Here is a 25,667-nt window from a genome sequence, read left to right on the forward strand (position 1 = left end):
CAAAATATCTGATTGATAATTTACGCATCTTTACGGCGCTTTACGCAGCCTGCGCTATTGGTTTTGAGGCTTTATTGACGCTTGATGACGAACGATGGATTAACATTACTTAACGGCAGGGTGCGCTGCGGCTGGGATTTCTGCCGGCCGGCATGTAGAATGCGGCGGTCAGTTTGGTGGGTTGTTACCTGGTTATGTCCATTTTAAAGAAGGTAGAAGAAATGAAGTCTGAAAATAACATCAATAACAATGACTTAAGATCATCTCCAATCATCGTTGCGTTGGATTACGCAGATATTGGCGCCGCATTGGCGTTTGTCGATCGCATTAATCCACAGGACTGCCGGTTAAAAGTGGGCAAAGAAATGTTCACCCTGTTTGGGCCGCAATTGGTGCGTGATTTGCACGCTCGTGGCTTCGACGTATTCCTGGATTTAAAATTCCACGATATCCCCAATACCACGGCCCATGCGGTAGCGGCAGCGGCCGAACTGGGCGTATGGATGGTTAACGTCCACGCCAGCGGCGGCGCACGCATGATGACCGCGGCTAAAGAAGCGTTGCTGCCTTATGGCGCAGAGGCACCGCTGTTGATCGCCGTTACCGTTCTTACCAGTATGGAGGCTGAGGATCTGCAAGCTATCGGCATCAACATTTCCCCGGCTGAACAGGCTGAGCGGCTGGCGCGTTTGACCCGTGATTGCGGGCTGGACGGCGTTGTCTGTTCGGCGCATGAAGCTGAACGGTTGAAAGCGGCCTGCGGGCGTCAGTTCCAACTGGTCACGCCAGGCATTCGTCCAGAGGGCAGCGCAGCCGGCGATCAGCGCCGCATTATGACGCCGGTGCAGGCGCAGGCCGCCGGGGTAGATTATATGGTGATTGGGCGTCCGATCACCCAATCTGCCGATCCTGCCGCTACGCTGAGCGCTATTCGCGCTTCCCTGGCCTGAGGGGGCTCGAGATGAATGACGACAATAGCCGGCTGGTTTATTCCACTGACAGTGGGCGTATCAAGCAAGAAGAGGCCAAACCGCAGCGAACCAAGGGTGACGGCATCGTACGCATTCAGCGCCAGACCAGCGGACGCAAGGGGAAAGGCGTTTGCCTGATCACCGGAATTGATTTGGACGATGCGGCGCTGGAAAAGTTGGCGGCAGAGCTGAAGAAGAAATGTGGCTGTGGCGGTTCGGTCAAAGACGCGGTGATCGAGATCCAGGGCGATAAGCGCGATCTGCTTAAGCAGTTGCTGGAAGCCAAAGGAATGAAGGTCAAGCTGGCGGGCGGTTAACTGCCGCAGGCGGAGTGCCATGCCGCGGTGCAATAGCTGCGGCATGGCTTAGGTCGAGCTGTCGGACCGGAGCCCGTCGATGGCGAAAATGCCATGGCTTGAAGGTAAAACAGACCTGAAATAATCTTTATTATGCTTAATACGTCAAAGCGAAAACGCTTTTGCCAGCCTGTCGGCAGAGGTATATAAAGTGGCCGGGCAGGTTATTTACCTACCTGATGACCAATGATACCCCCAACGGCGGCCCCACCAAGCGTACCCAATGCGCTGCCATCGGTCAGCACTGCGCCGCCTACGGCCCCTGCGCCGGCACCAATTGCGGTGTTACGGTCGCGTTTGGACATGTTGGAACAAGCGCTGAGTGAAAAGGCCAGAGTCAGTGCCAGAGCGGCGGTGGCGAAACGTTTATTGATAATCATCATAATGACTTCTCCTTAGCATTGGCTATATGGAAGTGCCCTTTAAGTATAGGCGTGAACCATAAATTCGGCCTGCTATCGGCTCCCATACAGTATCGATATAAAAATTGGCATTATTTGTTAAGGGCAGAACAATAAAAAGTTGAAAGCGGTCTCTCTGCCCAAATTCACTATAAGCTTCCGTTGGTCAATAAACAGGTAAATAGTCCGAAATTCCAGATGCCTCTCCTTCGTTGATATGAGCGATTCGCCGCTAACCCCACAGAACTCCGCATCCAGCAGAAGCCTACGCGGTCTTTAGCGATTTATGCCATACCGCCCCGTCGCCGGCCTACCGACAATATTCGCAGACAGGCTTAACCGGGAAAGACAAATGCTCAACGATCTCAAACAGCAGGTATTGGACGCTAATCTGGCATTGCCACGCCATCATCTGGTGACCTTCACCTGGGGCAACGTCAGTGCCGTTGACCGCCAGGCAGGGCTGATGGTGATCAAACCTTCGGGGGTGGAGTATGGGGTGATGACCCGCGACGACATGGTTGTGGTGGAACTCGAAAGCGGCAAGGTGGTGGAGGGCAATAAAAAACCCTCTTCAGACAGTGATACCCACCGGGCATTGTATCTCGAGTTCAACGCGGTCGGCGGCATCGTGCACACCCATTCGCGACATGCCACCATCTGGGCGCAGGCCGGCCAGGATATTCCCGCCTGGGGCACGACTCATGCCGATTACTTCTACGGCGACATTCCTTGTACGCGAACAATGCGGGATGAGGAAATCGCCGGGCGTTATGAATGGGAGACCGGCAGGGTGATCGTCGAAACCTTCCGCGAAAGGCGATTGGATCCGGCCAGCATGCCGGCGGTACTGGTACATTCGCACGGGCCGTTTACCTGGGGCAAAGACGCGGAGAACGCGGTGCACAATGCCGTCGTGCTGGAGGAGATTGCCTATATGGGGATTTTTTCACGCCAGTTGACGCCAGGGCTGGCGAACATGCAGCAAACGCTGCTGGATAAGCACTACCTGCGCAAGCACGGTAAAAACGCTTATTACGGACAGTGATCATCAGGCGGGCAAGTCATGCCCGCCGTTCCTCGAGGCGATTAATCGCCGACCCTGTCCAGCCGTATTCCCTGGCGTTTCAACTGATGTTGATACTCCAATTCCAGGCGTGAATCGGTGATCACCCGATCAACCTTGCCATGCAATGCCAAAGGATTGGGTTGGATCTGACCAAATTTAGACGAGTCTGTCAGCACGATATTTTCCACGCCCTTCGCCAGCACGGCGTTGACCACGTCGGCACGCATCATATCGCGGCCGGTAAAGCCGGTTTCCGCATGGTAGCCGTCAATGCCGATGAACGCCTTGCTGAAATGCACTTGCTGAATGCACATGCGCGTCAGCGGCCCGACCACGGTCTCGCTCTTTTTCTGATACATGCCGCCCAGCACTATTACCTCGCAATCGCTCTCTTTTAGCAGGTTGGCGATATAATGGCTGACGGTGATCAGCGTGATGGTTTTGCGCTCGGCGATATAGCGCGCCAACAGGGCGTTGGTGCTGCCACTTTCTATAAAGATGGTTTCGCCGTCGTTAACCTGCGCAGCGGCAAATCGCGCCAGCTTCTGCTTGAGAGAAAAATTGGACATCATGCGGGCATCGACGTCGTCGCTTTCCAGCGCCAACGCAGAGCCATGCACCCGTTTCAGATAGCTGCGCTTCTCCAGAAGGTTCAAATCCTGACGGATAGTGACCTCTGAAACACCTGTGGTGCGCGACAGATCGCTGACGCTGATCCTTCGGCGTTCGTTCACCAACTGCAGAATTGTTTGTTGTCTTGAATTCATATCGACCTGATGTGCGGCTACCAATGTGCGACCGCTAATATTTATTGTTTAAATAGTATGTTCTGTTCGCGCAATAATACCATCCTGCGCGTCAGAAGATGATGCGGTAAAGAAAGCGGAATATCCAGCGATGCGAGCAGACTACGCTGCGAATGCTCGGATCGGCAGGGATTGAATAGCGCTGCAGAGTGGGGAACGCAAGTGACCCGTCATTCAACTACGCCATTTTTCATATTAAAGGTGTTTTGAATGAAAATTGATTTGATTGCGATCAAAAATCATAAGTTCTTTTGTCCTACTATGATGAGAGTTTGAATTCGCCCACAGAAGATTCAGGAGTTCGTAATGGAGCTTTATCTCGATACCGCTGATGTGAATGCTGTAAAACGCCTGGCACGCATTCTGCCGCTGCACGGCGTCACTACCAATCCGAGCATTGTCGCCAAAGAGGGGAAACCCATTTGGGAGGTGCTGCCGGCGCTGCGTGATGCCCTGGGCGGGACCGGCAAGCTGTTTGCCCAAGTGATGGCCAATGACGCCGAGCGCATGGTGGCGGAGGCGGCGCTGCTTCATCAGCGAGTGCCTGGGTTGGTGGTCAAGATCCCGGCGACCGCAGAAGGGTTGGCGGCGATTAAAAAACTGAAATCGATGTCGATCCCAACGCTGGGCACCGCAGTCTACGGTGCCGGCCAGGGGTTGTTGGCGGCGCTGGCCGGCGCGGAATACGTAGCCCCCTACGTTAACCGGCTGGACGCGCAGGGCGGTGACGGCATCGAAATGGTGCATGAACTGCAGCAATTGCTGACGTTGCATGCACCGGCCTCCCGGGTGCTGGCCGCCAGTTTCAAGACCCCGCGGCAGGCACTGGCGTGCCTGCTGGCGGGTTGCCAGGCCATTACCTTGCCTGTCGATGTGGCCGAACAGTTCCTTGCCGCTCCGGCGGTACAGGCGGCTGTCGAACAGTTCGAACAGGATTGGCAGGGAGCATTCGGCACCAACCTGCTTAACTAGTTTCTTCACGCAAGACGACTGGCGACTCATTTGCCGTAGGTCGGCTGGCGTTCAGCGCCCGGCGGATCACAAAGAACGCAGAAACCAGCATGGTTACCGCCACCAGCATAAAGAACGCACACAAAGCCGCGTTAATCTGGTTGCTGAAGACAATGGTTTCCATATCTTTCAGCGATTTGGCCGGGGCAATCAGTGTGCCTTGCTCAATGCCGGTGGAGAATTTCTTCGCCTGCGCCAGGAAGCCGATGCTGGGTTTCTCGTGGAAGATTTTTTGCCAGCCGGCGGTCATCGAGGTAATGAACAACCAGACGGTTGGCAGAATGGTCACCCAGGCGTAGCGCTGTTTTTTCATTTTAAACAGCACCACGGTACCGAGGATCAACGCCATTGAGGCCAGCATCTGGTTGCCGATGCCGAACAGCGGCCACAGGGTGTTGATGCCGCCGAGCGGATCGACCACGCCTTGATAAACAAAGAAACCCCAACCGGCGACGGCCACCGTCGTCCCTGCCAGATTACCGAACCATGAGCGGGTGTTGGCCAGCCGCGGGATCGCCACGCCAACCAGATCCTGCACCATAAAGCGGCAGGCGCGGGTGCCGGCATCGACGGCGGTCAGAATGAACAGCGCCTCAAACAAAATGGCGAAGTGATACCAGAACGCCATCATCGCGCGGCTGTTAAACACTTCGGTGATGATGTGCGCCATCCCCACAGCAAAGGTCGGTGCGCCGCCAGCGCGCGATAGGATCGAATGCTCACCCACGTCTTTGGCGATCATCGTCAGGGTTTCCGGCGTGATGATAAAGCCCCAGCTGTTGATGACCTGCGAGGCATTTTCCACCGTGGTGCCAATCAGCGCCGCCGGAGAGTTCATGGCGAAGTAAACGCCGGGGTCGATCACCGAAGCGCAAATCAGCGCCATGATGGCCACGAAGGACTCCATCAGCATGGCACCATAGCCGATAAAACGGATGTGGCTTTCACGTTCCACCAGTTTCGGCGTGGTGCCGCTGGACACCAGCGCATGGAAGCCGGAAATCGAGCCGCAGGCGATGGTGATAAACAGGAACGGGAACAGTGAACCGGCGAATACCGGGCCGCTGCCGTCGATAAACCGCGATACCGCAGGCATTTTCATTTCCGGCATGGCAAAGACGATGCCTATCGCCAGCCCGATAATGACGCCAATCTTCATAAAGGTGGAAAGGTAGTCACGGGGCGCCAACAACAGCCATACCGGCAGCACCGAAGCGACGAAACCGTAGATCACCAGCACCCAGGTCAGCGTGGTGCCATGCAGCGTAAAGAAGGGGCCCCAGTAAGGGTGTTGCGCCACATTGCCGCCGTAAATGATCGCCAGCAGCATCAGCACGAAGCCGACCACCGAGATTTCGGCGATTTTCCCCGGCCGGATAAAACGCATATACACGCCCATAAACAGCGCGATAGGAATGGTGGCGGCGATGGTGAACAGCCCCCACGGGCTGTCGGCCAGCGCCTTTACCACCACCAGAGCCAGTGCAGACAAAATGATGATCATTACGCCCAGAGCACCAAGCATGGTGATCACCCCAGCGAAGGCGCCGAGTTCCTGTTTGGCCATTTCACCCAGCGAGCGGCCGTCGCGGCGGGTAGAGATGAACAGGATCAGGAAGTCTTGCACCGCCCCGGCCAGCATTACGCCGACCAGGATCCAGATGGTGCCCGGTAAAAAGCCCATCTGCGCGGCCAGAATCGGCCCCACCAGTGGCCCGGCGCCGGCGATGGCGGCAAAGTGGTGACCAAACAGCACCCACTTGTTGGTCGGGACATAGTCCAGGCCATCGTTACGACGTTCCGCCGGCGTCATACGGCGGTCGTCAAGCTCAAACACTTTCTTGGCGATGAACAGGCTATAGAAACGGTAAGCGATGCTGTAACAGGCGACGGCAGCTACCACCAGCCAGACCGCGTTAACATGCTCTCCGCGGCTGAGCGCCAGCATGGCGAAGGCAAATGCACCGACTAACGCCACCACCAGCCAGATGATCCCGGACTTGACGTTTTTCATGATCAACAACTCCTTGGTGTGCAGAGATAAAGAAAGAGATGTTCTTATGGAGAATGAATACAGATTAAAAATAGGAGTTTTGCGCGCGAAAAGTAGCAGGTCGGATGAGAAATGTGATGCTGGTTGAGTAATAGCGTAAAAACAATGTGATGTCGCTGTTGCGGAGAGCTGCAAGGGACGTAAGAGGGCGATAACGAAGCCTCGCATCATCCGGATCTTTTCACCGGTATGGCCTGTCGACCGACGAAAAAAAACACCGGAGGTTTCCCTGCCGGTGTTTACATGATGCTGGGCTACTCGCGCAAGATTATGCCGCCGGTTTGGCGATCACGCTGCGGGTTTCCATACGCACTTCGGCGATGTTGACCTGCAGAGTATCGCTTTGACGATAGACGACTTCGCCTTTCACTTGCACCGTGCCGGTATCCTGGCTGCAGACCATTTCATCACGCACCGAGTGAATAAACGGTGCAGGGATAAAGGCGACCGCACCATTGTCCAGCAGGCGCACGCGCAGACCGCCTCGGGTCACGTCGATGATTTCCGCATTGAAGCGTTCATCGGTGCCGGCTTTGTCTTGCAGGTAGCGTGCATACAACCAGTCACCGACGTCACGCTCCGCCATACGGTTAAGACGACGGCGTTCCGCCAATTGGACCGTCACGTCGTCCTGCGGTTTTTCGGCAGGCTGTTCGGCGATGATGGCTTTCAGCAGACGGTGATTGACCATATCGCCGTATTTACGGATCGGCGAGGTCCAGGTGGCATAGGCTTCCAGCCCCAGGCCGAAATGCGGGCCTGGCGTGGTGCTGATCTCGGCATAAGTCTGGGAACGGCGGATACGGCTGTCGAGGAACTGGGTAGGTTGCGAGTCCAGATGACGGCGCAGTTCGCAGAACCCGTCCAGCGTCAGCAGTTTCTCGGCATCGGCTTCCACACCGTTGGCTTGCAGCACGGTCACCGCCTGTTCCACCAGCGCCGGATCGAAACCGGTATGCACGTTGTAAATCCCGAAGCCCAGGCGATCGCGCAGAACGATGGCGGCGCACACGTTGGAGGCAATCATGCACTCTTCAACGATACGGTTGGCGCTGCGGCGTTGTTCGGTGATGATATCCAGCACTTCGCCTTTTTCGCCCAGTACAAAGCGGTAATCAGGGCGATCCTTGAACACCAGCGCATGCTGATGGCGCCAGGCGTTGCGGGCATCGCAGACGCGTTTCAACAGGGTGATTTGCTGTGCAATCTCGTCGCTTGGCGGCTGCCAGCCGGCAATGCCCTCCAGCCAGTCGGAGACTTCGTCATAAACCAGTTTGGCTTTCGACTCGATCTCGGCGGCGAAGAAACGAATGTCGTCAGCCAACGCGCCATCGGTACCTATGGTGACGCGGCAAGCCAGTACCGGACGGCGTTCGTTCGGGCGCAGCGAGCACAGGTTATCAGACAGATCGCGCGGCAACATCGGAATGTTGAAGCCCGGCAGGTAGTTAGTGAAGGCGCGCTTGCGGGCGATATCATCCAACGGGCTGCCTTGCGCTACGTAAGCGGTAGGATCGGCAATGGCGATGGTCAGTTGCAGCGAGCCGTCGCCGTTGTCCTGAACGAACAACGCATCGTCCATATCCTCGGTGCTGGCGCTGTCAATGGTGACAAAATTCAGCGCGGTCAGATCTTCACGCGGCAGCGCGGCGTCCGGCTCGCTGATAGCCACCATCTCAGGCGCTTCTTTTTCCAGATTATGGCGAGCCAGCGTGACCCACCAAGGAGCCAGATGATCTTCGCCGTCGGTGATGAAGTGGGTCAGATCGGCGTTGAAGCCGCGATCGCCTTTCAACGGGTGGCGGCGCATTTCCGCTACCGCCCAGTCACCGGCCTGGAAGTTATGGGTCAGTTCACGCACCGGGCGACACTGAATCGCGTCTTTCAGCAACGGATGGTCGGGCACGATGGACAGGCGGTCATCACGCTTCTGCACGCGGCCGACAAAGCGCGACAGGAATGGCTCGACCAGGGTTTCCGGCTCGGCGATTTCGCGTTCTTTCTCGGTGTGCAGGGTGGCGATCACGCGATCCCCATGCATGACTTTCTTCATGTACGGCGGTGGGATGAAATAGCTCTTTTGACCGTCGACCTCAAGAAAGCCAAAGCCTTTCTCAGTCCCTTTTACTACGCCTTCAACGCGCGGGGTCTGAGAGTGAAGTTGCTGTTTAAGCTGCGCCAGCAGCGGGTTATCTTGAAACATATCGTCCAGTGAATGGGTTGTGAGTGGCAAGATTTGCGGCAGACAGTTTTACGCGAATCACCCGCTGCGGGCAAGCCTAACGTCACGGTTTTCCTGCGTTGGCACGCGATTTTACTGAATATCCGGCGATCAAAAGGCGGGAAGGAAAACCGCCGTGCGCAAGGTGGCCGCAGAGCGTCATGCGCCCGGCGTAAACCGGGCGCATCAGGTCAGGCGATACGCCGCGTCGGTTGCGCCGCACAGCGGCGGATCGTCACCGGAATGGATTTGGAGGTCGGCGTGCCGGTACCGTCGCCAAAGCTGGCCAGTGGCACCAGCGGGTTGGTTTCCGGATAGTAGGCCGCCAGGTTGCCGCGCGGAATATCGTAGCTCACCAGTTTGAAACCGCTCACCTTGCGAATGACGCCGTCATTCCACAGGGTTTCGATCTCCACAAACTCACCGTCCTGCATGTCCAACGCCGCCAGGTCTTCCGGGTGGATAAACAGCACTTCACGCTGGCCATACACGCCGCGATAGCGGTCATCCAATCCGTAGATGGTGGTGTTGTATTGATCGTGTGAACGCAGAGTCTGCAGCGTGAACGGCGCTTTTTGGCCGTCGAACTCCGGGAGCAGGCTTTTTGGCAGCGGGGCTGCGCTGAATTCCGCTTTACCGCTAGGCGTGGCGAAACGCAATTCGGCGGCGGCATTGCCCAGATAGAAACCGCCGGGTTGATCGCAGCGACGGTTGAAATCCTCGAAGCCGGGAACGGTGGCGGCGATATGGTCACGGATCAACGAATAGTCATCTGCCAGCGCCAGCCAATCCAATGGCTTGTTGCCCAGCACCGCATCGGCGATACCGCAGACAATGGCGGTTTCCGACCTTTGGGTATCCGCCAGCGGTTTACCGACGCCTTCGGAGGCGTGAACCATGCTGAATGAATCCTCCACCGTGATGTACTGCGGGCCACTGGCCTGCAGATCCTGCTCGGTACGCCCCAACGTCGGCAGGATCAGCGCGTCTTTACCGGTGACCAGATGGCTGCGATTGAGCTTGGTGCTGATATGTACCGTCAGATCGCAGCAGCGCAGGGCGCGGGCGGTGCGTTCGGTATCCGGTGCGGCGGCCGCCAGATTGCCGCCCAACGCCAGCAGCACCTTCACTTCACCGCGCAGCATCGCTTCGATGGCCTCTACCGTGTTATGGCCCGGCTCGCGTCGTGGGGAGAAGTTGAAATGTTTTTCCAGGCTGTCGAGCAGCGCCTTGGGTGATTTTTCGTCAATGCCCATGGTGCGGTTGCCCTGTACATTGCTGTGGCCGCGCACCGGGCACAGGCCGGCGCCCGGTTTGCCCAACTGGCCGAACAGCAGTTGCAGGTTGGTTATCTCGCGCACCGTCGGCACCGAATGCTTATGCTGCGTGATGCCCATCGCCCAGGTGCAAATCACCCGTTCGGCGCCCTGATAAATCGCCGCCGCCTGCCGCAGTTGCGCTTCGCTGAGGCCAGACTGTTGGATGATGTGGGCCCAGGAGGTGGCATCCACCTGCGCCAGGTAGCGCTCCACGCCGACGCTGTGCTGCTCAATGAACGCCAAATCGAACAGGCCAGGCTCACCGGCCGCCAAACGCCGGCGATGGCTCTCGAGCAGCGCTTTCACCATGCCGCGTACCGCCGCCATATCCCCGCCGAGGTTGGGCTGAAAATAAGCTGAACTTATTGGTGACGATGTTGGCGTCAGCATCTGAATCGGGTTTTGCGGATCGGCGAAGCGCTCCAGGCCGCGTTCGCGCAGGGTGTTAAAGCTAACGATGCGCGCGCCACGAGCGGCGGCGTTTTTCAGGCTGTGCAGCATGCGTGGATGGTTGGTGCCGGGATTTTGGCCGAACACAAAGATGGCGTCGGCTTTTTCGAAGTCATCCATGCGAATGGTGCCTTTGCCCACGCCGATGCTTTGTTTCAGCCCGACGCCGCTGGCCTCATGGCACATGTTCGAGCAGTCGGGGAAATTGCTGGTGCCGAGCATGCGACCGAACAGCTGATACAGATAAGAGGCTTCGTTGCTGGCGCGGCCGGAGGTATAAAGTTCGATCTGGTTCGGATTATCCATCTGTTGGATGTGCCGGGCGATCAGTGCCAGCGCGTCCGGCCAACTGATCGGCTGGTAATGGTCAGTTTCGGCGTTATAGCGCATCGGATGGGTAATGCGGCCTTGATACTCGAGGAAATAGTCGCTTTGCTGTTGCAGGGTACTGACGCTGTGGGTGGCGAAAAATGCCGGTTCAACCGCATTGCGCGTAGCTTCCCAACTGACCGCCTTGGCGCCGTTTTCGCAGAAGCTGAAGGTGCTGTGATTGTCGTCGCCCCAGGCGCAGCCCGGACAGTCGAAGCCGCGTACCTTATTCACGCGCATCAGATTGCGCAGGTTTTTCAGCGTCTGTTTGCTGTCGAGCACGTAGCGCGTGGTGGCTTCGAGTGAACCCCAGCCGCCTGCCGCGCCGGTATACGGCTTTATTGACGGTTTGAATTTCATGATTGTTTTCGCATGTGTTGTAGCTAAAAAGTAAACGATTCTTTAATCGTTATAGGTATTTATGTCGCAAGTTTAGGTGGGTAGGGCATGAGCGTCTAATAGAATTAGGTAATCGCGGCATAGAGCGGATTTATCGCTCGCTATCCCGGTCCTCGGCCGGACATACAAATGGTTGCACTATGTTATTCCCTGAAAAAGACTAATGATTCCGCTGACTGGGCCTTTAGTGCAGTCTATCTCGCGGATTATATTAGAATTTTATTTAAGGATGGGTGAGTGAAGCGTTCAGTATTGTCTGTGATAACCGGAGTTCTGCTGCCGTTGGCAGTACAGGCGGCGGATGCGCCACTCAGTTTCCCTCTCAATACACCGCCGGTGATAGACGCGGCCTCTTACGTATTGATGGATTACACCACCGGCCAGGTACTGGCGGAGAACAATGCGGACGAGCGACGCAATCCGGCCAGCCTGACCAAACTGATGACCGGATTGGTGATTGATCATGCGCTCGATCAGCACAAAATTCGCCTGGATGACGTAGTGACCGTGGGCAAAGACGCCTGGGCGCAGGGCAATCCGGTGTTCAAGGGCTCCTCGCTGATGTTCCTGAAACCCGGTGACAGGGTCACGGTGCGCGATCTCAGTCGCGGCATTATTATTGACTCCGGCAACGATGCTTGCGTGGCGATGGCGGACTACGTGGCGGGCAGCCAGGCCGCATTCGTCAAATTGATGAATGAAAAAAGCACTCAACTTGGCCTGCAAAATACGCATTTTGAAACCGTCCACGGGCTGGACGCACCTGGCCAGTTCACTACGGCCGGCGATTTGGCGGTGATTTCACGCGCCATCATCATGAGCGAACCGGCGGAATATCATATGTACAGCGAAAAATCGCTGTCCTGGAACGGGATCACCCAACAGAACCGCAACGGGCTGCTGTGGGATAAAAACCTGCGGGTGGACGGCCTGAAAACGGGTCATACCGCATCGGCCGGTTTTAACATTATTGCCTCCGCAACCGAAGGCGACCGGCGTTTGATTGCCGTCGTGATGGGCGGTAAAAGCGCCAAAGGGCGAGAAGATCAGGCCCGTAAACTGCTGACCTGGGGTCTGCGAGATTTCGCCACCGTGCATCTGTTTAGCGCCGGGCAAACGCTGGGGCAGGAAAAAGTGTGGTATGGCGATCGCCACCTTGTGCCGGTGGGCAGTGAGCAGGATCAATACCTCAGCCTGCCAAAGCGCGAGGCGGACAAGTTGAAAGCCCAGTATGTGATAACCCCGTCGCGTCTTGACGCCCCGTTGGCACAGGGGCAGCCGATTGGGGAGATCCGCATCAGCGATAACGGCAAGCTGTTGAAAACTCTGCCGCTGGTGGTGCTGCAGCCAGTAAACAACGGCGGTATGTTCTCGCGCCTGATGGACTATGCGAAGCTGAAACTCTGATCCATCGAGCACAGCGCCCAAAAGTTCCCGCAGTGATATACTAAGGACAGTCATTATTTCCCGAGCTGCCTTATGGATATTAAACAACTGATTTACCTGTGTAATCTGGAACGAGAGCGCCACTTTGGCCGGGCGGCGGAAGCCAGTTTCGTTAGCCAGCCAACGTTATCCATGCGGTTGAAAAACCTGGAAAAAGAATTGGGTGTTTCGTTGATCAACCGCGGTAATAACTTCGGAGGTTTTACCGCGGAAGGCGAGCGTGTGTTGGCATGGGCGCGCGAGATTGTATCGGTTTATCAGGGGTTGAAACTGGAGGTGGAATCGCTCAAGCACGGCTTTAACGGCACCCTGCGTATCGGTGCCGTGCCGCAGTGCAGCATTTCACTGGCGCAAATGCTGAAAGCGGTCAGCGAGCGTTTCCCACAGTTGGACTATCGGGTCGCGGTGTTGAGCGCCGATCAGTTGCTGGAAGCCTTGACGGCGCATACCGTGGATATCGGCATCGGTTTCTTTGAGTTGGCGACGCTGAAAGAGCTGCATTTTCAGTCGCAGCCTTTGGCTGACGCCGGCGTCGAGCTGGTCTTCCATCCGCAGCACTTCCCGCACTTGGTGGGGGATAAACCTTTGACCTTGGCGGAGGTCACCGCGCTGCCGCTGTGCCTGGCTGAACCTACACGTTACTTCCGTCGTTACCTCGATCAACACTTCCGTGAAGCCGGGTTGACGTTGCATGCGCGCATGGAAACCACGTCTATTTTCCAACTATTGGAAGGCATTTTTGTTGGCCTGGGCTGCGGCCTGTTTCCGCAAGGTAACCTGCTGCCGGCCATGACGCCGGACCTGCAGCGGCGGCCAGTCGCCATTCCCGCCATGTCGCGTCATGCGGCAGTCGTGATTGCCGAGCCGGGGCGGGCAACGCCGCTGGCTCAGCACTTTTTTGACGCTGCCGGCAATTGGTTGCTGCAGCAGTAATTATGCCGGTTGGCTCTCGCCTATCGTCTGTGTATCGCCGAGGGTCTGACGTAAACGGTTCTCCCAGGCGTAGAGGGCACCGGTGAGGATCACGTCCAGGGCTTGAGCCTGATTCAGCCCGCTGTTAAACAGCGGCTGTACGCTGCGCGGGGTGAACTTTTCCGGCGTGCGGGTCAGGTCTGCGGCAACGCGGATCACCGCCTGGGCTACGGGATTATCGCTGCTTTCCAGCCCGCGGTTAATGTCGGTGAAGAGGGCGTCTGCCAATGCGGCGTCCTGAATATCCTGGGCCACGGTCGATGCGCAATAGCGGCTGCCGTTAATGCGCGAAACGGCCAGCGTCGCCAGCGCTTTCAACCGCGCCGACAGCCCGTAACCGTCAGCGTTGATGCTGTTAAAGACGCCGTTGCGTTCGCGCAGCGCGGGGGCATCGTGGGCCAACAGTAGATAATAAGGCTCGCTGCGAGCGTCCGGGTGGCTTTGGTCGAGCACGTCGAGCTGTTCAGCGCGAGCGTCTTCCGGGGTTATCGGCGGTAATCGTGATTGCCACGCCAGTTCCTCTTCGGTGAACTCCACTCCTTCAGCATCCTCTATATTCGGGAAACCGGGCACCACGCCCGTTGGCCGCCCGGCCAGCGCCGCCACGCCGGCGACGACGCGCGCCTGGTAACTGACAAAACCGATAATCTGCGAGAAGGTCACGATATCCGCCGGGCTTAATCCGACATCGCTGAGCTGTTGCAGCGCTTTGCTGCAAATCAGGGTCGGTTGGCTGGCGAGCTGCCGGGCGTATTGCGTGATTTGGGCGAGGCGGATGTTGCTTTCACGTGAGGCGTCGGGGCTGTGCAGCGGGGCGAGGCGAGCAGCGTAATGGCTACAAAGGGATTGAACGCCGGTCACCTGAGCCACGGTCAGCGCGGTACTAAGGCGATCGTAAGGTGACAATGTCACCATTCTTGTCAGTGCCACATGATCCGGGAACAGCACGTGATAGCTGGCGTGCGAGGCATTAAATACCCCGGCGCGCGCGGTCAGTGCGGTGTTCAACGCTTCGTCGGCAAATGCGCCCAGCCCCAGCAAGAATCTGTCGCGGATAGTGGCCGCCTGCGGCTCAAGCGGCTGGTCTCCGCGAACGCTGCTTTGGGTTTCGTGATACCACTGGGCATTATGTTGTCGACGTAGTAGTTCCATAGGGGGTAATCCTTAATCATGAGCAACGGCCACCGGTGCGACAGGCAGCGGCGGCAAGACAAAAGAGGTGCATACCCTGGGCGGGCATGGAATGGCAGGATCAGCGGCGGTCATCGCAACACAATGCGTGATCATAAACAGAGAAACCTGCGGCTAAAGCGAGCAGAAACTGCGCGAGTCGGCGATTGCGGGGGCTGTTCATCAGTGCGATATCCTGTCGTTTAATAAGCTCAACGTAGGGGATATCCTCACCGATTCGATAGGCGAGATAAAATAATGTTAAGTGCTAATCAATAACTGAATGGAATAAAATATAATGATATATAACAAAATTGTAATTTGTATTTGAGGTTATTGGATAAGCGCGGCGGGCTGTTCGGCAATAAAAAACCCGCTCGAAAGCGGGTTTTCTGCAAGCGTCAGAATCGGCCGCCGTCGCGCCGCCAGGCGTCTGCGGTCAGCGCTTCACCGAAATGGCTGGCGATCAGGCGCTTGGTCAGATCGTGCAATGGCGCGGCCAGCACTTCGGCGGTGCTGCCACGCTCAACGATTTCCCCTTCGTGCATCACCATAACCTGATCGCTGATGTGCTTCATCATGCCCAGATGCTGAGTCACATAGATGTACGAGATGCCGTGTTTCTCCTGCAGTTCCAGCATCAGGTTGATGATCTGCGAACGCATCGACATATCCAGCGAAGCCAGCGCCTCATCGGCGACGATGACCTTGGGCTGCAGGATCAGCGCACGGGCCAGCGCCACACGCTGTTTCTGGCCGGAGGCCAGCATATGCGGATAATAATAGGCGTGGTCCGGCAGCATGCCCACCTGGCGCAGCGTCTGATAGATGCGCTGTTCACGCTCTGGGCCTTCCAGATCGGTATTCAGCCGCAGCGGGGCGTCAAGCAGTTGGCCGATGCGCTGGCGCGGGTTAAGCGACGTACTCGGATCTTGAAAGATCATGCGGATACGCTGGCTGCGATAGCGATAATCGCCGTAGCCGAGCCGGTGATCGTCAATCAGCAGTTCCCCGGATGAAGGTTCAACCATGCCGGACAGCATTTTGGCCAGCGTCGATTTGCCGGAACCGTTTTCACCGATGATCGCCAGCGTCTGCCGTTCACGCAGGGTAAAGCTGACCGATTTCACCGCCTCAACATGCTGGCGACGGAACAGTCCGGTGCGGTAACGGTAGGTTTTGGTCAGGTTGCGCACTTCCAACAGCGTTTCCATGTTATTGCTCCTCCATGTTCAACGGGAAGTGGCAGGCGAATAAGTGGTTTTTCACCGGGCGCAGGCGCGGCGTCTCGATGCACTTTTTCTGCGCGTAGGGGCAGCGAGGCCCCAGCCGGCAACCGATCGGCAGATGTTCCAGCGATGGAATGGCGCCCGGCAGCGTATTGAGCCGGCTTTTATGCGGCAATGAACGACCAAAATCCGGCATTGAGCGGATCAGCGCCTGCGTGTACGGATGGTGAGGGGCAGCCAACAGATCTTCACACTGCGCGCTTTCCACCGTTTGGCCACAGTACAGCACATTCACCCGATCGGCCCATTTGCTCATCATCTGCAAATCATGGCTGATCAACAAAATGGTGGTGTTGTTGTTTTGATTAAGCCGGGCCAACAGGCGGAAAATTTGCGCCTGAGTGGTGGGCTCCATGGCGTTGGTCGGTTCATCGGCAATCAGCAGGCGCGGCTGGTTGGCCAGAGCGATGGCGATCATCACTTTCTGGCATTCGCCTTCGGTCAGTTCGTAGGGAAAGCTGCCCATGATGTCGACATGGTCTTTGATGCCAACGCGGTGCAGCAACTCAATGGCACGACGTTTGCGCCAATTGAAACGCTGCCACCAGCGGCCCTTATAGGTCCAACCGGGGATCGCCTGCGCCAGTTGGCGGCCGATGCTCTCCGAAGGGTCCAGGCACGACTGCGGTTCCTGGAAAATCATCGAGACGTTATGCCCGACCAGTTTGCGTCGCTCGCGCGGCGTCAATTGCAGCAGATCGATATCATCAAAGCGGAAACGGTCGGCGGTGACGCGCCAGTTGTCTTTGGTTACGCCGCAAATCGCTTTGGCGATCAGGCTTTTGCCCGAGCCCGATTCACCCACCAAACCCCGTACTTCACCTTCGGTCAACGTCATGCTGACGCGATCGACCGCCTTGACCGGCCCGTCGGCGGTCATAAATTCAATCGTCAGGTTGCGGATATCAAGTAACGGCATTATTCCACTCCTGCGTTGATTGCGCGGCGCATGCCGTCGCCCAACAGGTTAACCAGCAACACGCTGATCAGGATTGCCGCACCGGGCAGCATTACCGTCCAGGGCGCGACATACACCAGCTCCAGCGAATCGCCGAGCATGGCGCCCCATTCAGGAGAGGGCAACTGTGCGCCGAGGTCGAGGAAACCGAGTGCGGCGATGTCCAGGATCGCCATCGACAATGCACGTGTAAATTCGGTCACCAGCACCGCCGCAATGTTCGGCATCACGGCATACCACAGGATTTGCGGCGTCGAGGCACCGTCGAGTCGCACCGCCACCACATACTCTTTTTCCAGTTCGTCGTGCACTGCGCTGTAGATGGTGCGCACCATGCGCGGCAACAACGCCAGCCAGACCGCCAGCATCGCGTGCTCGAGCTTTGGCCCAAGGAACGCCACCACCACAATCGCCAGCAGCAAAGAGGGAATGGAGAGCAGGGTGTCGAGAATGTGGTTCAGCACCGCCGAGCGCAGGCCGTGGGTCACGCCGGCAAACACGCCGAGGATCACGCCGAAAAAGGCGGCGGCGACGGTAACCAACAACGCCGAACCATAAGTGGCGGCGGTACCGGTCAACAGACGGCTCAGGATATCGCGGCCGAGATCGTCAGTGCCGAGAAAGAAGGAAACGTTGCCGTAACGCGACCAGGAAGGCGGCAGCAACTGATAGCCCAGGAACTGTTGATCGAGCGCATAAGGCGCCAGCAGGCTGCCGAATACGCACAGCAACAGCAGCGCGATCACGCCGTAGAAGCCGATCATCGCCAGGGCATCGCCGTAAAAAATCCGCCAGGTGTAAAGCAGCGGGCTGGGCATTTTCTTTTCGCGGTATACGTTATCTAAGGGCATACCATTCCTTATGTTTCAGTGGGTTGGTTGCTGCGCCCAAAATATCGGCCAGGACGTTAATGGCGATCACCAAGGTGCCGACCACCATCACGCCGGCGGAGATTGCCGCATAATCCTGCTGGCGGATGGCGTTAATCATCCAGCGCCCCAGGCCCGGCCAATTGAAGACCACTTCGGTGATCATCGCCAGCGTCAGCATGGTGGAGAACTGCAACCCCAGCTTGGGAACGATAGGCGGCAGCGCGTTATGCAGCACATGGCGACGGATAATGGTAAAGCGGGACAAGCCCCGGGTAGCGGCGGCTTTGATGTAGTTTTGGCTGAGCACGTCGTCGGTGCTGATCCGCATCAGGCGCACCACTTCGGTGGTAGGGGCCACCGCCAGCGCGGTAATCGGCAATATCATATGGCGCAACGCGCTGCCGATCATCTCGGAACGGTACGGCGAATCCGACAGCCAGGCATCAATCAGCGCAAAACCGGTGATGGGCCTGACCTGATACAGCAGGTCGAAACGGCCGGAGACCGGCAACCAGCCAAGGTGCAGCGAGAAAAACAGCATTAACAGCAACGCCAACCAGAAAACCGGCATCGAAAATCCGATCAGGGCAAAGGTGCTGATGGCGGTGTCTTGCCATTTTCCGCGCATCACGCCGGCGATAATCCCCAGCGGAATGCCGATAAACAACGCCAGAGTGAAAGCAAGGAGGCACAGTTCCATGGTGGCGGGGAACACTTCGCGCAGTTGCTCGCTGATCGCCTGACCGTTAATGCTGGAAACGCCAAAGTCCCAGTGCAGCAGGCTGACGAAGTAAAAGTGGTAGGCATCCAGCAGGGCGGCGCCGTACAGCGGCGCGCGCGGCGTGAAATAGCTCAGACTAAAGCTGACCAGAGTCAGGAGGAACAGCGTGATCAACAGCAACAAGATACGGCGCAAGGTAAAGATAATCACTTTTTCGGCCCCTCCGCGGATTCACGGTACACCCCGGCAAATGACGCGTTGCCGAACGGGCTCAATACCAGTCCTTTGATGTCGTAGCGGTAAGCCTGCAGGCGCAATGAGGAGGCCAGCGGCAACACCGGCAGTTGCTGCTCAAGAATTTTTTGCGCCTTCTGGTAGTTTTCGATGCGCTGCGCCAACTGCTGTGACAGCAGGGCATTTTGCAGCACCTCGTCAAACCCCGGGTCACACCAGTGAGCATAGTTGGTTTGCGAGCGGATTGCCGCGCAACTCAATAGCGGCCGGAAGAAACTGTCCGGGTCGTTACTGTCGGTGGCCCAGCCGGTGAGTGTGAGATCGTGGTTCATCTCCATCAGGCGCGCCTCCTGGAAGCGCCCCTCGACCGGCACGATAGTGACGTTAATGCCAACCTGACCCAAATCGGCCTGGATCAGTTCGGCGGTCTTCAGCGGGCTGGGGTTATAAGATTGCGAGGCGGTGGGTACCCACAGCTTCAGATTCAACGATTCAATGCCCGCTTGCTTGAGCATTTCGCGCGATTTTGCAGGATCAAATTCGGTAACGTGCGCTTCGTTGTCATAGGCCCACGACGCGCGCGGCAGAATGGAGGCGGCGGTTTCCGCCGTGCCGTAGTAAATCGACTGCATCAGGCGCTGGTTGTTGATTGCCAGCGAAATGGCCTGACGCACTTTTAAATTGTTCAGTGGCGGTTTGCGGGTGTTAAAGGCCAGATAGGCGATGTTCATGCCCGGCCGCAGCGTGAGGCGCAGGCGCGGATCGTCGCGCAGAATCGAGAGCTGGCTGGCCGCGGGATAAGCGAGCACGTCGCACTCACCGGTCAACAACTTCGACAGCCGGCCGGTGCCGCCGGCGCCCAGATCGATCACCACCTGTGGCATGCGCGGTTGGCCTTTCCAGTAAACGTCATTGCGCGCCAGACGGATATATTGTCCCGAACGATATTCATTCAACAGGAAGGGCCCGGTGCCGACCGGCTCGCGATCGATCATTTCCTGATGGCCTTCACGCGTCAGGTTTTCCGCATATTCTGCCGACATCACCGGGGCGTAATGGGTGGCGATATGCCACAAAAACGAGGCGTCCGGCGCCTGCAGGCGGATCTCGACGGTGTAGTCGTCGAGCTTCTTCACGCTTTGCACCGAGTCGCCAAACTGCAGACTGTCGAAGTACGGATACTCGCCGCCGTTGACGTCATGATACGGATGCTTTTGGTTAAACATGCGTTCAAAGCTGAACACCACGTCGTCGGCATTCAATTTGCGGGTTGGCGTAAACCAGGCGGTGGTCTGGAACGGCACGTCCTTGCGCAGGTGGAAGCGGTAGGTTGCGCCGTTATCCAGCACTTCCCAACTTTGCGCCAGTTCGGGGATCAGCCGGTAGGTATAAGGGTCGACATCCAGCAGGCGATCGTACAGCTGTGCGGCCAAGGTATCGACCGTCAGCCCGCTGCTGGCCATCTGCGGATTAAAGGTGTTCAGTATGCCGCTGACGCAATAGACAAAGCCGCTCTGGCGGATGTCCGGCAACGGCGGAGCCGCGGTAGGCGCGGGCGGTGTTGAGGCCAGGGCAGAACTCGTAAGGCACAATGACAGTATCCAAAGGGGTAAACCACGCATAGACGCTTCATGGGTTAATAAGCAATAGAGTTAGTGTATCGCACTCTGGCGAACTGCCCAATCCATTGAGCAAAATGGCAGAGTTTTCTGCGACTTGATTGAACATTTTGCCGCCACAGGCAAAAAATCTTTAAAATGATATGTTATAACATAACAACTTCATGTTACCGTCCCCAGGCACGATATCAATAACAGCAAGGGGACGTATGAACAAGATTGCACTTCCACCCCGCCAGCCATTGCCGGATGCCCAGGCCTGGCGGGGTGAGATGAGTGACGTCGGGCTCGATTGGGTCGGGATGCAAGAGATAGCGCTGCCGCTGGAGCTTGCGGGCAAACCGCTGATGGCGAAGGTTAATGCCGGGATCAATCTGCGTGCCGGTCGGCAGGGTGTGCGGGGAATACACATGTCGCGGCTGTATCTCGCGTTGGATGAATTGACGCAAGGCGAACTGACGCCGCAGCGCATCGGGCGAACGCTGGATGCTTTTTTGGCTTCGCAGCCTGAACACAGCGACCATGCCAGCCTGAGCATCCGCGGCGAACTGCTGGTGTCACGTCCGGCGCTACTCTCGCCGCACCGCGGCTGGAAAGCCTATCCGCTGCGCATTGACGCTACCTTGGCCAGGGTTATGACGCTGTCGTTGACGATCGGCGTGCCCTATTCCTCCACCTGTCCCAGCTCGGCGGCGCTCAGCCGTCAACTGGCGCAACAGCAGTTTCAGTTTGATTTTGAACAGGAGCCGGACAGGGTCGATCGGCAGCAGGTGATCGATTGGCTGGGTGAGCAGGGAATGCCCGCGACCCCGCACAGCCAGCGCAGTTGGGCCTGGGTGACGCTGACGCTCGGTGGCAGTGAACCGGCGTTACCGGTGGTCAATTTAATCGATCGTATTGAGCATGCGCTGGGCACGCCGTCGCAAACGTTGGTAAAGCGTTGCGATGAGCAGGCCTTCGCCCTGGCTAATGGCCAAAACCTGATGTTTTGCGAGGACGCCGCGCGCCGTCTGTACCGGATGCTGCGCAGCCAATGCGGCCTGCGAGGATTTTCGTTGCGGGTGGAGCATCAGGAAAGCCTGCACGCCCACAATGCGGTGGCCGAACTGAACTGGCGGGAGGAAGGCGATGCTGCGTAAAAACCCCAGTGGCCACCTGCCGCAGGTATCGCCAAAGGCCTATATCGATCCTACCGCCATTATTTGTGGTCGGGTGATTGTCGAAGATTTTGTCTACGTCGGCCCCTACGCGGTGATCCGCGCCGATGAACTGAATGCGGCCGGCGATATGGAGCCGATCGTTATCGGTTCTCACTCGAATATTCAAGACGGCGTGGTGATCCACTCGAAAAGCGGCGCGGCGGTCACCATCGGCAGCTACAGCTCCATCGCACATCGCGCGATTGTTCACGGCCCGTGCCGCATCGGGGATCGGGTGTTTATCGGGTTCAACAGCGTGCTGTTCAACTGCCATATCCGTTCCGGCTGCGTGGTGCGGTACAACGCGGTGGTGGATGGCGTCACGTTGCCGGAGAACCTGTATATCCCATCGACCGAGCGCGTCGGCGCCGACAGCGATCTGTCGTTGTATTGCCAGGTCGATCGCCACGCGCTGCAATTTTCTGAAGAAGTGGCCGCCACTAACGTCGAACTGGTTCGCGGCTACCAGGCATTACGTAATGAGTTTTAAGTGAGGAACCTGATGAATCCGTTACCCGTTACCGTACTTTCCGGTTTTCTCGGCGCTGGTAAAACCACGGTGCTCAACCATATTCTGAATAACCGTCAGGGCATGCGCGTTGCGGTGATCGTTAATGACATGAGCGAAGTGAACATTGATGCCGCACTGATCGAAAACCAGGTCCAGCTCGATCGCCGACAGGAAAAGCTGGTGGAAATGAGCAATGGCTGTATTTGCTGCACGCTGCGCGAAGATCTGTTGATCTCGGTGCGCGAACTGGCGCAGGCCGGTCGCTTCGATTATCTGCTGATTGAATCCAGTGGGATCTCAGAACCACTGCCGGTGGCGGAAACTTTCACCTTTGAAGACGAACAGGGTGAAAGCCTGTCGCAGTTCGCCCGGCTGGATACGCTGGTCACGGTGGTGGATGGCGTGAATTTTATGCAGCAATACCAGCAGGCTCAAACGTTGCAGGAGGCCGGGCAAAGCCTGGGCGAGGACGATCTACGCAGCGTGGCGGACCTGCTTATCGAGCAAATCGAATTTTGTGATGTGATGCTGGTGAGTAAAACCGACTTGCTGACGCCAGAACAGCAGGGGGAAGTGATGGCGCTGCTCACGAGCCTTAACCCGGATGCCAATATTATCCCCATCTCCCTCGGTAAATTGCCGCTGGAGGCGGTATTGAACACCGGCAGTTTTAGCTTCGAAAAGGCCCAACAGGCACCGGGCTGGCTGAAGGAGTTGCGAGGCGAACATGTTCCGGAGACGGAAAACTATGGCATCAGCAGCTTTGTCTATCAGGCGCGGCGGCCGTTTGCGCCGGATAAATTTTATCGGATGATCAACGGCGACTGGGGGGGCGGCAAGTTGTTGCGTTCAAAGGGGTTCTTCTGGCTGGCTACGCGCCCGAGACAAGCGGGGCAGTGGAGTCAGGCCGGTGGCATCGCTCATTATGGACTGGCGGGCACCTTCTGGCGCGCGCTGTCGCAGGAGAGCTGGCCACAAGATGAAGAAACTCGGGCGCAGATCCAGGCGAAATGGGTGGAGCCGTTTGGCGATATGCGTCAGGAGCTGGTGTTTATCGGCCAGAATTTGCGACAGGCGGAGATTACCCGCTTGCTGGATGCCTGCTTACTGACCGATGACGAAATGGTGGCCGGTGTGGACTATTGGCGGAGGATGGCCGATCCCTTCCCTGAGTGGTAAGTACACAACATCAGTGTGGTGATGAGAAATATTCTCAACAAAGTGCTTTACAGTTGATAGTGATAACTATTATCATTTGTTTGCCGTTCACGAAAGGCCACGCTCAGTGGCTCTGTTGTGAAAGGCACGACATTGCTCACATTGCTTCCAGTGTTTTTTAAGCCAGCTCGGGTGCTGGCTTTTTTTTTGCCCATTAGTCTTCTTCCGCAGCTCCATTTTGCAGGAGAGCATGTTTTTTCAGCATCCCCCGCAATTGATGATAGGTCAGCCCCAGCAGGTCCGCCGCCTTGCGTTGGTTAAATTTCCCTTGTTGCAGCGCCGCTTCGATCAACGATTTTTCCTGTTCCAACTGCCAGGTTTTTAAATCCAGCGGTAGCGTCGGTCGGTCATTGCGCGTTTCGCGCTCCGGCAGCGGGAAGGGGCTTTCCCGTTGGGCAAAGGGATTGATAACGATCTCATCGAGCGCGTTGGCGCTGGTGCCGTGCCGGTATACGGAACGTTCCACCACGTTTTTCAATTCCCGCACGTTGCCCGGCCAGCTATAGGCGAGCAGCGTATCCCAGGCGCGTTCAGTAAAACCGGGGAACAGCTGCAGCGACAGCTCGCGGCACATCTGAATCGCAAAGTGTTCAGCCAGCAACATGATGTCTTGCTGCCGCTGGCGCAGCGGCGGCAGTTGAACGACGTCGAACGCCAGCCGGTCCAACAGATCGGCGCGGAATTTCCCCGCTGCCGCCAGCGCAGGCAAGTCATCGTTGGTGGCGCACACCAACCGCACATCAACCTGCAGCGGTTGGCTGCCGCCTACGCGCTCCAGATGCCCGTATTCAATCACCCGCAGCAGTTTTTCCTGCACCAGCATGGGGGCAGTAGCCAGTTCGTCCAGAAACAGCGTGCCACCATCGGCGCGTTCAAAGCGGCCCAGGTGGCGTTTCTGCGCGCCGGTAAAGGCTCCCGCTTCATGGCCGAACAGCTCGGAATCCAGCAAGTTTTCATTCAAAGCCGCGCAGTTAAGCGAGATAAACGGCCCTTGCCAGCGGTTGGAAAGGTAGTGCAGACGGTGGGCGATCAGCTCTTTGCCGGTGCCGCGTTCACCGATCACCAACACCGGCTTGTTCAACTTTGCCAGTTGCGAGACTTGCTCCAATACTTCGACAAAGGCGTTCGCTTCGCCCAGCAGGTTTTCTAACTGTTCGCTCATGATGAAATTCGCCAATGTTTGGTGAAAATAATCACTCTACAGCAAGTTGACGGAGTGTCAAAAATAAATAATCTTTATTATTCAATGAAATAAAAGTTGGCACGAGTTTTGATTAAGTCTTTGGGCAAGCTGTATTATTTAACGCGGCGCTTCAGACGCCATCAGAACCAAGAGGAAGTGAATTATGGGTATTTTTTCTCGTTTTGCCGACATCGTGAACGCCAACATCAATACGCTGCTGGATAAGGCGGAAGATCCGCAAAAACTGGTGCGCCTGATGATCCAGGAGATGGAAGACACGCTGGTTGAAGTTCGTTCCACCTCGGCGCGTGCGCTGGCGGAGAAAAAGCAACTGCTGCGCCGCATTGAGCAGGGTGAAAATCAGCTCAACGATTGGCAGGACAAGGCCGAACTGGCGCTGCGCAAAGATAAAGAAGACCTGGCCCGTGCGGCGCTGATCGAAAAACAGAAGGTGGCTGACCTGATCTCCACGCTGACCCACGAAGTGTCTACCGTGGAAGAGACATTGGCCCGGATGAAAAGCGAAATCGGCGAGCTGGAAAACAAGCTGACCGAAACCCGTGCGCGCCAGCAGGCGTTAACGCTGCGCCATCAGGCAGCATCCTCTTCCCGCGACGTGCGCCGCCAGCTCGACAGCGGCAAACTGGATGAGGCGATGGCGCGTTTCGAACAGTTTGAGCGCCGAATCGATCATATGGAAGCCGAAGCGGAAAGCGTCATCATCGGTAAAAAGAAGTCTCTGGACCAGGAGTTTGCCGAACTGAAAGCCGACGATGCCATCAGCGAACAACTGGCGGCGCTGAAAGCCAAAATGAACCGCACTGAGTAAGGCGACAGCGGCCACGGCGAG

General features: G+C 57.1%; 22 protein-coding genes and 1 pseudogene. 10 read left to right on the top strand and 13 right to left on the bottom strand.

Going from position 1 to position 25,667, the window contains the following annotated elements:
- Window positions 1-221 precede the first annotated feature (221 nt).
- Complete coding sequence (pyrF, locus tag ACUTSW_RS02450) at window positions 222-950, top strand: orotidine-5'-phosphate decarboxylase (RefSeq protein ID WP_241922184.1); 729 nt, start codon at window positions 222-224, stop codon at window positions 948-950.
- 11 nt (window positions 951-961) lie between these two features.
- Window positions 962-1,288 carry a stress response translation initiation inhibitor YciH gene (gene yciH / locus ACUTSW_RS02455; protein ID WP_004945179.1) on the top strand — a complete coding sequence of 109 codons (327 nt, stop codon included), beginning with the start codon at window positions 962-964 and terminating at the stop codon, window positions 1,286-1,288.
- A 203-nt stretch (window positions 1,289-1,491) separates the two neighbouring features.
- Here the strand turns inward: yciH and osmB are convergent, their stop codons facing one another.
- Complete coding sequence (osmB, locus tag ACUTSW_RS02460; protein WP_004945176.1) at window positions 1,492-1,710, bottom strand: osmotically-inducible lipoprotein OsmB; 219 nt, start codon at window positions 1,708-1,710, stop codon at window positions 1,492-1,494.
- Between the two features lie 370 nt (window positions 1,711-2,080).
- Here osmB and araD point away from each other — a divergent pair, with 370 nt between their 5' ends.
- Complete coding sequence (gene araD, locus ACUTSW_RS02465; protein WP_445583566.1) at window positions 2,081-2,776, top strand: L-ribulose-5-phosphate 4-epimerase; 696 nt, start codon at window positions 2,081-2,083, stop codon at window positions 2,774-2,776.
- A 41-nt stretch (window positions 2,777-2,817) separates the two neighbouring features.
- Here araD and ACUTSW_RS02470 read toward each other — a convergent pair whose 3' ends face one another.
- Window positions 2,818-3,564, bottom strand: a complete 747-nt coding sequence (locus ACUTSW_RS02470; RefSeq protein ID WP_020439138.1) for a DeoR/GlpR family DNA-binding transcription regulator — start codon at window positions 3,562-3,564, stop codon at window positions 2,818-2,820.
- 48 nt (window positions 3,565-3,612) lie between these two features.
- A pseudogene (locus tag ACUTSW_RS02475) lies at window positions 3,613-3,699 on the bottom strand (hypothetical protein); the annotation flags it as partial.
- Between the two features lie 210 nt (window positions 3,700-3,909).
- On the opposite strand from ACUTSW_RS02475, the gene fsa reads away from it, so the two are divergent.
- The gene (gene fsa, locus ACUTSW_RS02480) at window positions 3,910-4,575 is read left to right on the top strand and encodes a fructose-6-phosphate aldolase (RefSeq protein WP_445583567.1); all 666 of its coding nucleotides are present in this window, start codon (window positions 3,910-3,912) and stop codon (window positions 4,573-4,575) included.
- Here the strand turns inward: fsa and ACUTSW_RS02485 are convergent.
- The 3 genes from ACUTSW_RS02485 to ACUTSW_RS02495 form a co-directional block, all read right to left on the bottom strand.
- Window positions 4,568-6,628: a carbon starvation CstA family protein gene (locus ACUTSW_RS02485; RefSeq protein WP_445583568.1), complete on the bottom strand. Its 2,061-nt coding sequence runs from the start codon at window positions 6,626-6,628 to the stop codon at window positions 4,568-4,570. The two genes, fsa and ACUTSW_RS02485, sit on opposite strands and share 8 nt — an antisense overlap.
- Before the next feature lie 307 nt (window positions 6,629-6,935).
- A complete protein-coding gene (locus tag ACUTSW_RS02490) occupies window positions 6,936-8,870 on the bottom strand; it encodes an exoribonuclease II (protein WP_063201048.1) in 1,935 nt (644 codons plus the stop codon).
- Between the two features lie 209 nt (window positions 8,871-9,079).
- Window positions 9,080-11,386 carry an FdhF/YdeP family oxidoreductase gene (locus ACUTSW_RS02495; protein WP_445583569.1) on the bottom strand — a complete coding sequence of 769 codons (2,307 nt, stop codon included), beginning with the start codon at window positions 11,384-11,386 and terminating at the stop codon, window positions 9,080-9,082.
- A 276-nt stretch (window positions 11,387-11,662) separates the two neighbouring features.
- Here ACUTSW_RS02495 and dacD point away from each other — a divergent pair, with 276 nt between their 5' ends.
- Complete coding sequence (dacD, locus tag ACUTSW_RS02500; protein WP_445583570.1) at window positions 11,663-12,832, top strand: serine-type D-Ala-D-Ala carboxypeptidase DacD; 1,170 nt, start codon at window positions 11,663-11,665, stop codon at window positions 12,830-12,832.
- Window positions 12,833-12,904: 72 nt separating this feature from the next.
- Window positions 12,905-13,804, top strand: a complete 900-nt coding sequence (locus tag ACUTSW_RS02505; protein WP_062871008.1) for a LysR family transcriptional regulator — start codon at window positions 12,905-12,907, stop codon at window positions 13,802-13,804.
- On the opposite strand, the gene ACUTSW_RS02510 is transcribed toward ACUTSW_RS02505, so the two are convergent.
- The 6 genes from ACUTSW_RS02510 to sapA all read right to left on the bottom strand — a co-directional run bounded on the left by ACUTSW_RS02510 (window position 13,805) and on the right by sapA (window position 20,709).
- Window positions 13,805-14,995, bottom strand: a complete 1,191-nt coding sequence (locus ACUTSW_RS02510; RefSeq protein ID WP_445583571.1) for a CMD domain-containing protein — start codon at window positions 14,993-14,995, stop codon at window positions 13,805-13,807.
- A gap of 419 nt (window positions 14,996-15,414) precedes the next feature.
- Window positions 15,415-16,227 carry a putrescine export ABC transporter ATP-binding protein SapF gene (gene sapF / locus ACUTSW_RS02515; protein ID WP_004945147.1) on the bottom strand — a complete coding sequence of 271 codons (813 nt, stop codon included), beginning with the start codon at window positions 16,225-16,227 and terminating at the stop codon, window positions 15,415-15,417.
- 1 nt (window position 16,228) lies between these two features.
- Window positions 16,229-17,221 carry a putrescine export ABC transporter ATP-binding protein SapD gene (gene sapD / locus ACUTSW_RS02520; protein ID WP_004945143.1) on the bottom strand — a complete coding sequence of 331 codons (993 nt, stop codon included), beginning with the start codon at window positions 17,219-17,221 and terminating at the stop codon, window positions 16,229-16,231.
- Entirely contained in the window at window positions 17,221-18,111 is an 891-nt protein-coding gene (gene sapC, locus ACUTSW_RS02525; RefSeq protein ID WP_006325668.1) for a putrescine export ABC transporter permease SapC, read from the bottom strand. Before sapC ends, sapD begins: the two co-directional genes overlap by 1 nt.
- Window positions 18,098-19,063: a putrescine export ABC transporter permease SapB gene (sapB, locus tag ACUTSW_RS02530; RefSeq protein WP_004945135.1), complete on the bottom strand. Its 966-nt coding sequence runs from the start codon at window positions 19,061-19,063 to the stop codon at window positions 18,098-18,100. The genes sapC and sapB overlap by 14 nt, the downstream gene beginning before the upstream one ends.
- Window positions 19,060-20,709, bottom strand: a complete 1,650-nt coding sequence (sapA, locus tag ACUTSW_RS02535) for an ABC transporter substrate-binding protein SapA (RefSeq protein WP_004945131.1) — start codon at window positions 20,707-20,709, stop codon at window positions 19,060-19,062. Before sapA ends, sapB begins: the two co-directional genes overlap by 4 nt.
- Window positions 20,710-20,915: 206 nt before the next feature.
- Here sapA and folE2 point away from each other — a divergent pair, with 206 nt between their 5' ends.
- The 3 genes from folE2 to zigA are packed head-to-tail and all read left to right on the top strand — an operon-like array spanning window position 20,916 to window position 23,595.
- Window positions 20,916-21,845 carry a GTP cyclohydrolase FolE2 gene (gene folE2, locus ACUTSW_RS02540; protein ID WP_445583572.1) on the top strand — a complete coding sequence of 310 codons (930 nt, stop codon included), beginning with the start codon at window positions 20,916-20,918 and terminating at the stop codon, window positions 21,843-21,845.
- Window positions 21,835-22,395, top strand: coding sequence for a carbonate dehydratase (locus ACUTSW_RS02545; protein ID WP_445583573.1), 561 nt, complete (start codon window positions 21,835-21,837; stop codon window positions 22,393-22,395). Before folE2 ends, ACUTSW_RS02545 begins: the two co-directional genes overlap by 11 nt.
- A gap of 12 nt (window positions 22,396-22,407) precedes the next feature.
- Window positions 22,408-23,595: a zinc metallochaperone GTPase ZigA gene (zigA, locus tag ACUTSW_RS02550; RefSeq protein WP_445583574.1), complete on the top strand. Its 1,188-nt coding sequence runs from the start codon at window positions 22,408-22,410 to the stop codon at window positions 23,593-23,595.
- 193 nt (window positions 23,596-23,788) lie between these two features.
- On the opposite strand, the gene pspF is transcribed toward zigA, so the two are convergent.
- Window positions 23,789-24,796, bottom strand: a complete 1,008-nt coding sequence (pspF, locus tag ACUTSW_RS02555) for a phage shock protein operon transcriptional activator (RefSeq protein ID WP_445583575.1) — start codon at window positions 24,794-24,796, stop codon at window positions 23,789-23,791.
- A 184-nt stretch (window positions 24,797-24,980) separates the two neighbouring features.
- Between pspF and pspA the strand changes: the two genes are divergently transcribed.
- Entirely contained in the window at window positions 24,981-25,646 is a 666-nt protein-coding gene (gene pspA / locus ACUTSW_RS02560; RefSeq protein WP_004945117.1) for a phage shock protein PspA, read from the top strand.
- The last annotated feature ends 21 nt before the right edge of the window (window positions 25,647-25,667 follow it).

Source organism: Serratia sp. TSA_198.1 (assembly GCF_052686505.1).

What these genes read in the sequence shown, in the direction of transcription:
- pspF (WP_445583575.1), bottom strand. Translation starts at nt 24,796, where the DNA reads ATGAGCGAACAGTTAGAAAACCTGCTGGGCGAAGCGAACGCCTTTGTC.
- ACUTSW_RS02505 (WP_062871008.1), top strand. Translation starts at nt 12,905, where the DNA reads ATGGATATTAAACAACTGATTTACCTGTGTAATCTGGAACGAGAGCGC.
- osmB (WP_004945176.1), bottom strand. Translation starts at nt 1,710, where the DNA reads ATGATGATTATCAATAAACGTTTCGCCACCGCCGCTCTGGCACTGACT.
- zigA (WP_445583574.1), top strand. Translation starts at nt 22,408, where the DNA reads ATGAATCCGTTACCCGTTACCGTACTTTCCGGTTTTCTCGGCGCTGGT.
- ACUTSW_RS02545 (WP_445583573.1), top strand. Translation starts at nt 21,835, where the DNA reads ATGCTGCGTAAAAACCCCAGTGGCCACCTGCCGCAGGTATCGCCAAAG.
- sapF (WP_004945147.1), bottom strand. Translation starts at nt 16,227, where the DNA reads ATGGAAACGCTGTTGGAAGTGCGCAACCTGACCAAAACCTACCGTTAC.
- ACUTSW_RS02495 (WP_445583569.1), bottom strand. Translation starts at nt 11,386, where the DNA reads ATGAAATTCAAACCGTCAATAAAGCCGTATACCGGCGCGGCAGGCGGC.
- araD (WP_445583566.1), top strand. Translation starts at nt 2,081, where the DNA reads ATGCTCAACGATCTCAAACAGCAGGTATTGGACGCTAATCTGGCATTG.
- ACUTSW_RS02470 (WP_020439138.1), bottom strand. Translation starts at nt 3,564, where the DNA reads ATGAATTCAAGACAACAAACAATTCTGCAGTTGGTGAACGAACGCCGA.
- pspA (WP_004945117.1), top strand. Translation starts at nt 24,981, where the DNA reads ATGGGTATTTTTTCTCGTTTTGCCGACATCGTGAACGCCAACATCAAT.
- ACUTSW_RS02485 (WP_445583568.1), bottom strand. Translation starts at nt 6,628, where the DNA reads ATGAAAAACGTCAAGTCCGGGATCATCTGGCTGGTGGTGGCGTTAGTC.
- sapD (WP_004945143.1), bottom strand. Translation starts at nt 17,221, where the DNA reads ATGCCGTTACTTGATATCCGCAACCTGACGATTGAATTTATGACCGCC.
- ACUTSW_RS02490 (WP_063201048.1), bottom strand. Translation starts at nt 8,870, where the DNA reads ATGTTTCAAGATAACCCGCTGCTGGCGCAGCTTAAACAGCAACTTCAC.
- yciH (WP_004945179.1), top strand. Translation starts at nt 962, where the DNA reads ATGAATGACGACAATAGCCGGCTGGTTTATTCCACTGACAGTGGGCGT.
- sapA (WP_004945131.1), bottom strand. Translation starts at nt 20,709, where the DNA reads ATGCGTGGTTTACCCCTTTGGATACTGTCATTGTGCCTTACGAGTTCT.
- sapC (WP_006325668.1), bottom strand. Translation starts at nt 18,111, where the DNA reads ATGCCCTTAGATAACGTATACCGCGAAAAGAAAATGCCCAGCCCGCTG.
- fsa (WP_445583567.1), top strand. Translation starts at nt 3,910, where the DNA reads ATGGAGCTTTATCTCGATACCGCTGATGTGAATGCTGTAAAACGCCTG.
- ACUTSW_RS02510 (WP_445583571.1), bottom strand. Translation starts at nt 14,995, where the DNA reads ATGGAACTACTACGTCGACAACATAATGCCCAGTGGTATCACGAAACC.
- pyrF (WP_241922184.1), top strand. Translation starts at nt 222, where the DNA reads ATGAAGTCTGAAAATAACATCAATAACAATGACTTAAGATCATCTCCA.
- folE2 (WP_445583572.1), top strand. Translation starts at nt 20,916, where the DNA reads ATGAACAAGATTGCACTTCCACCCCGCCAGCCATTGCCGGATGCCCAG.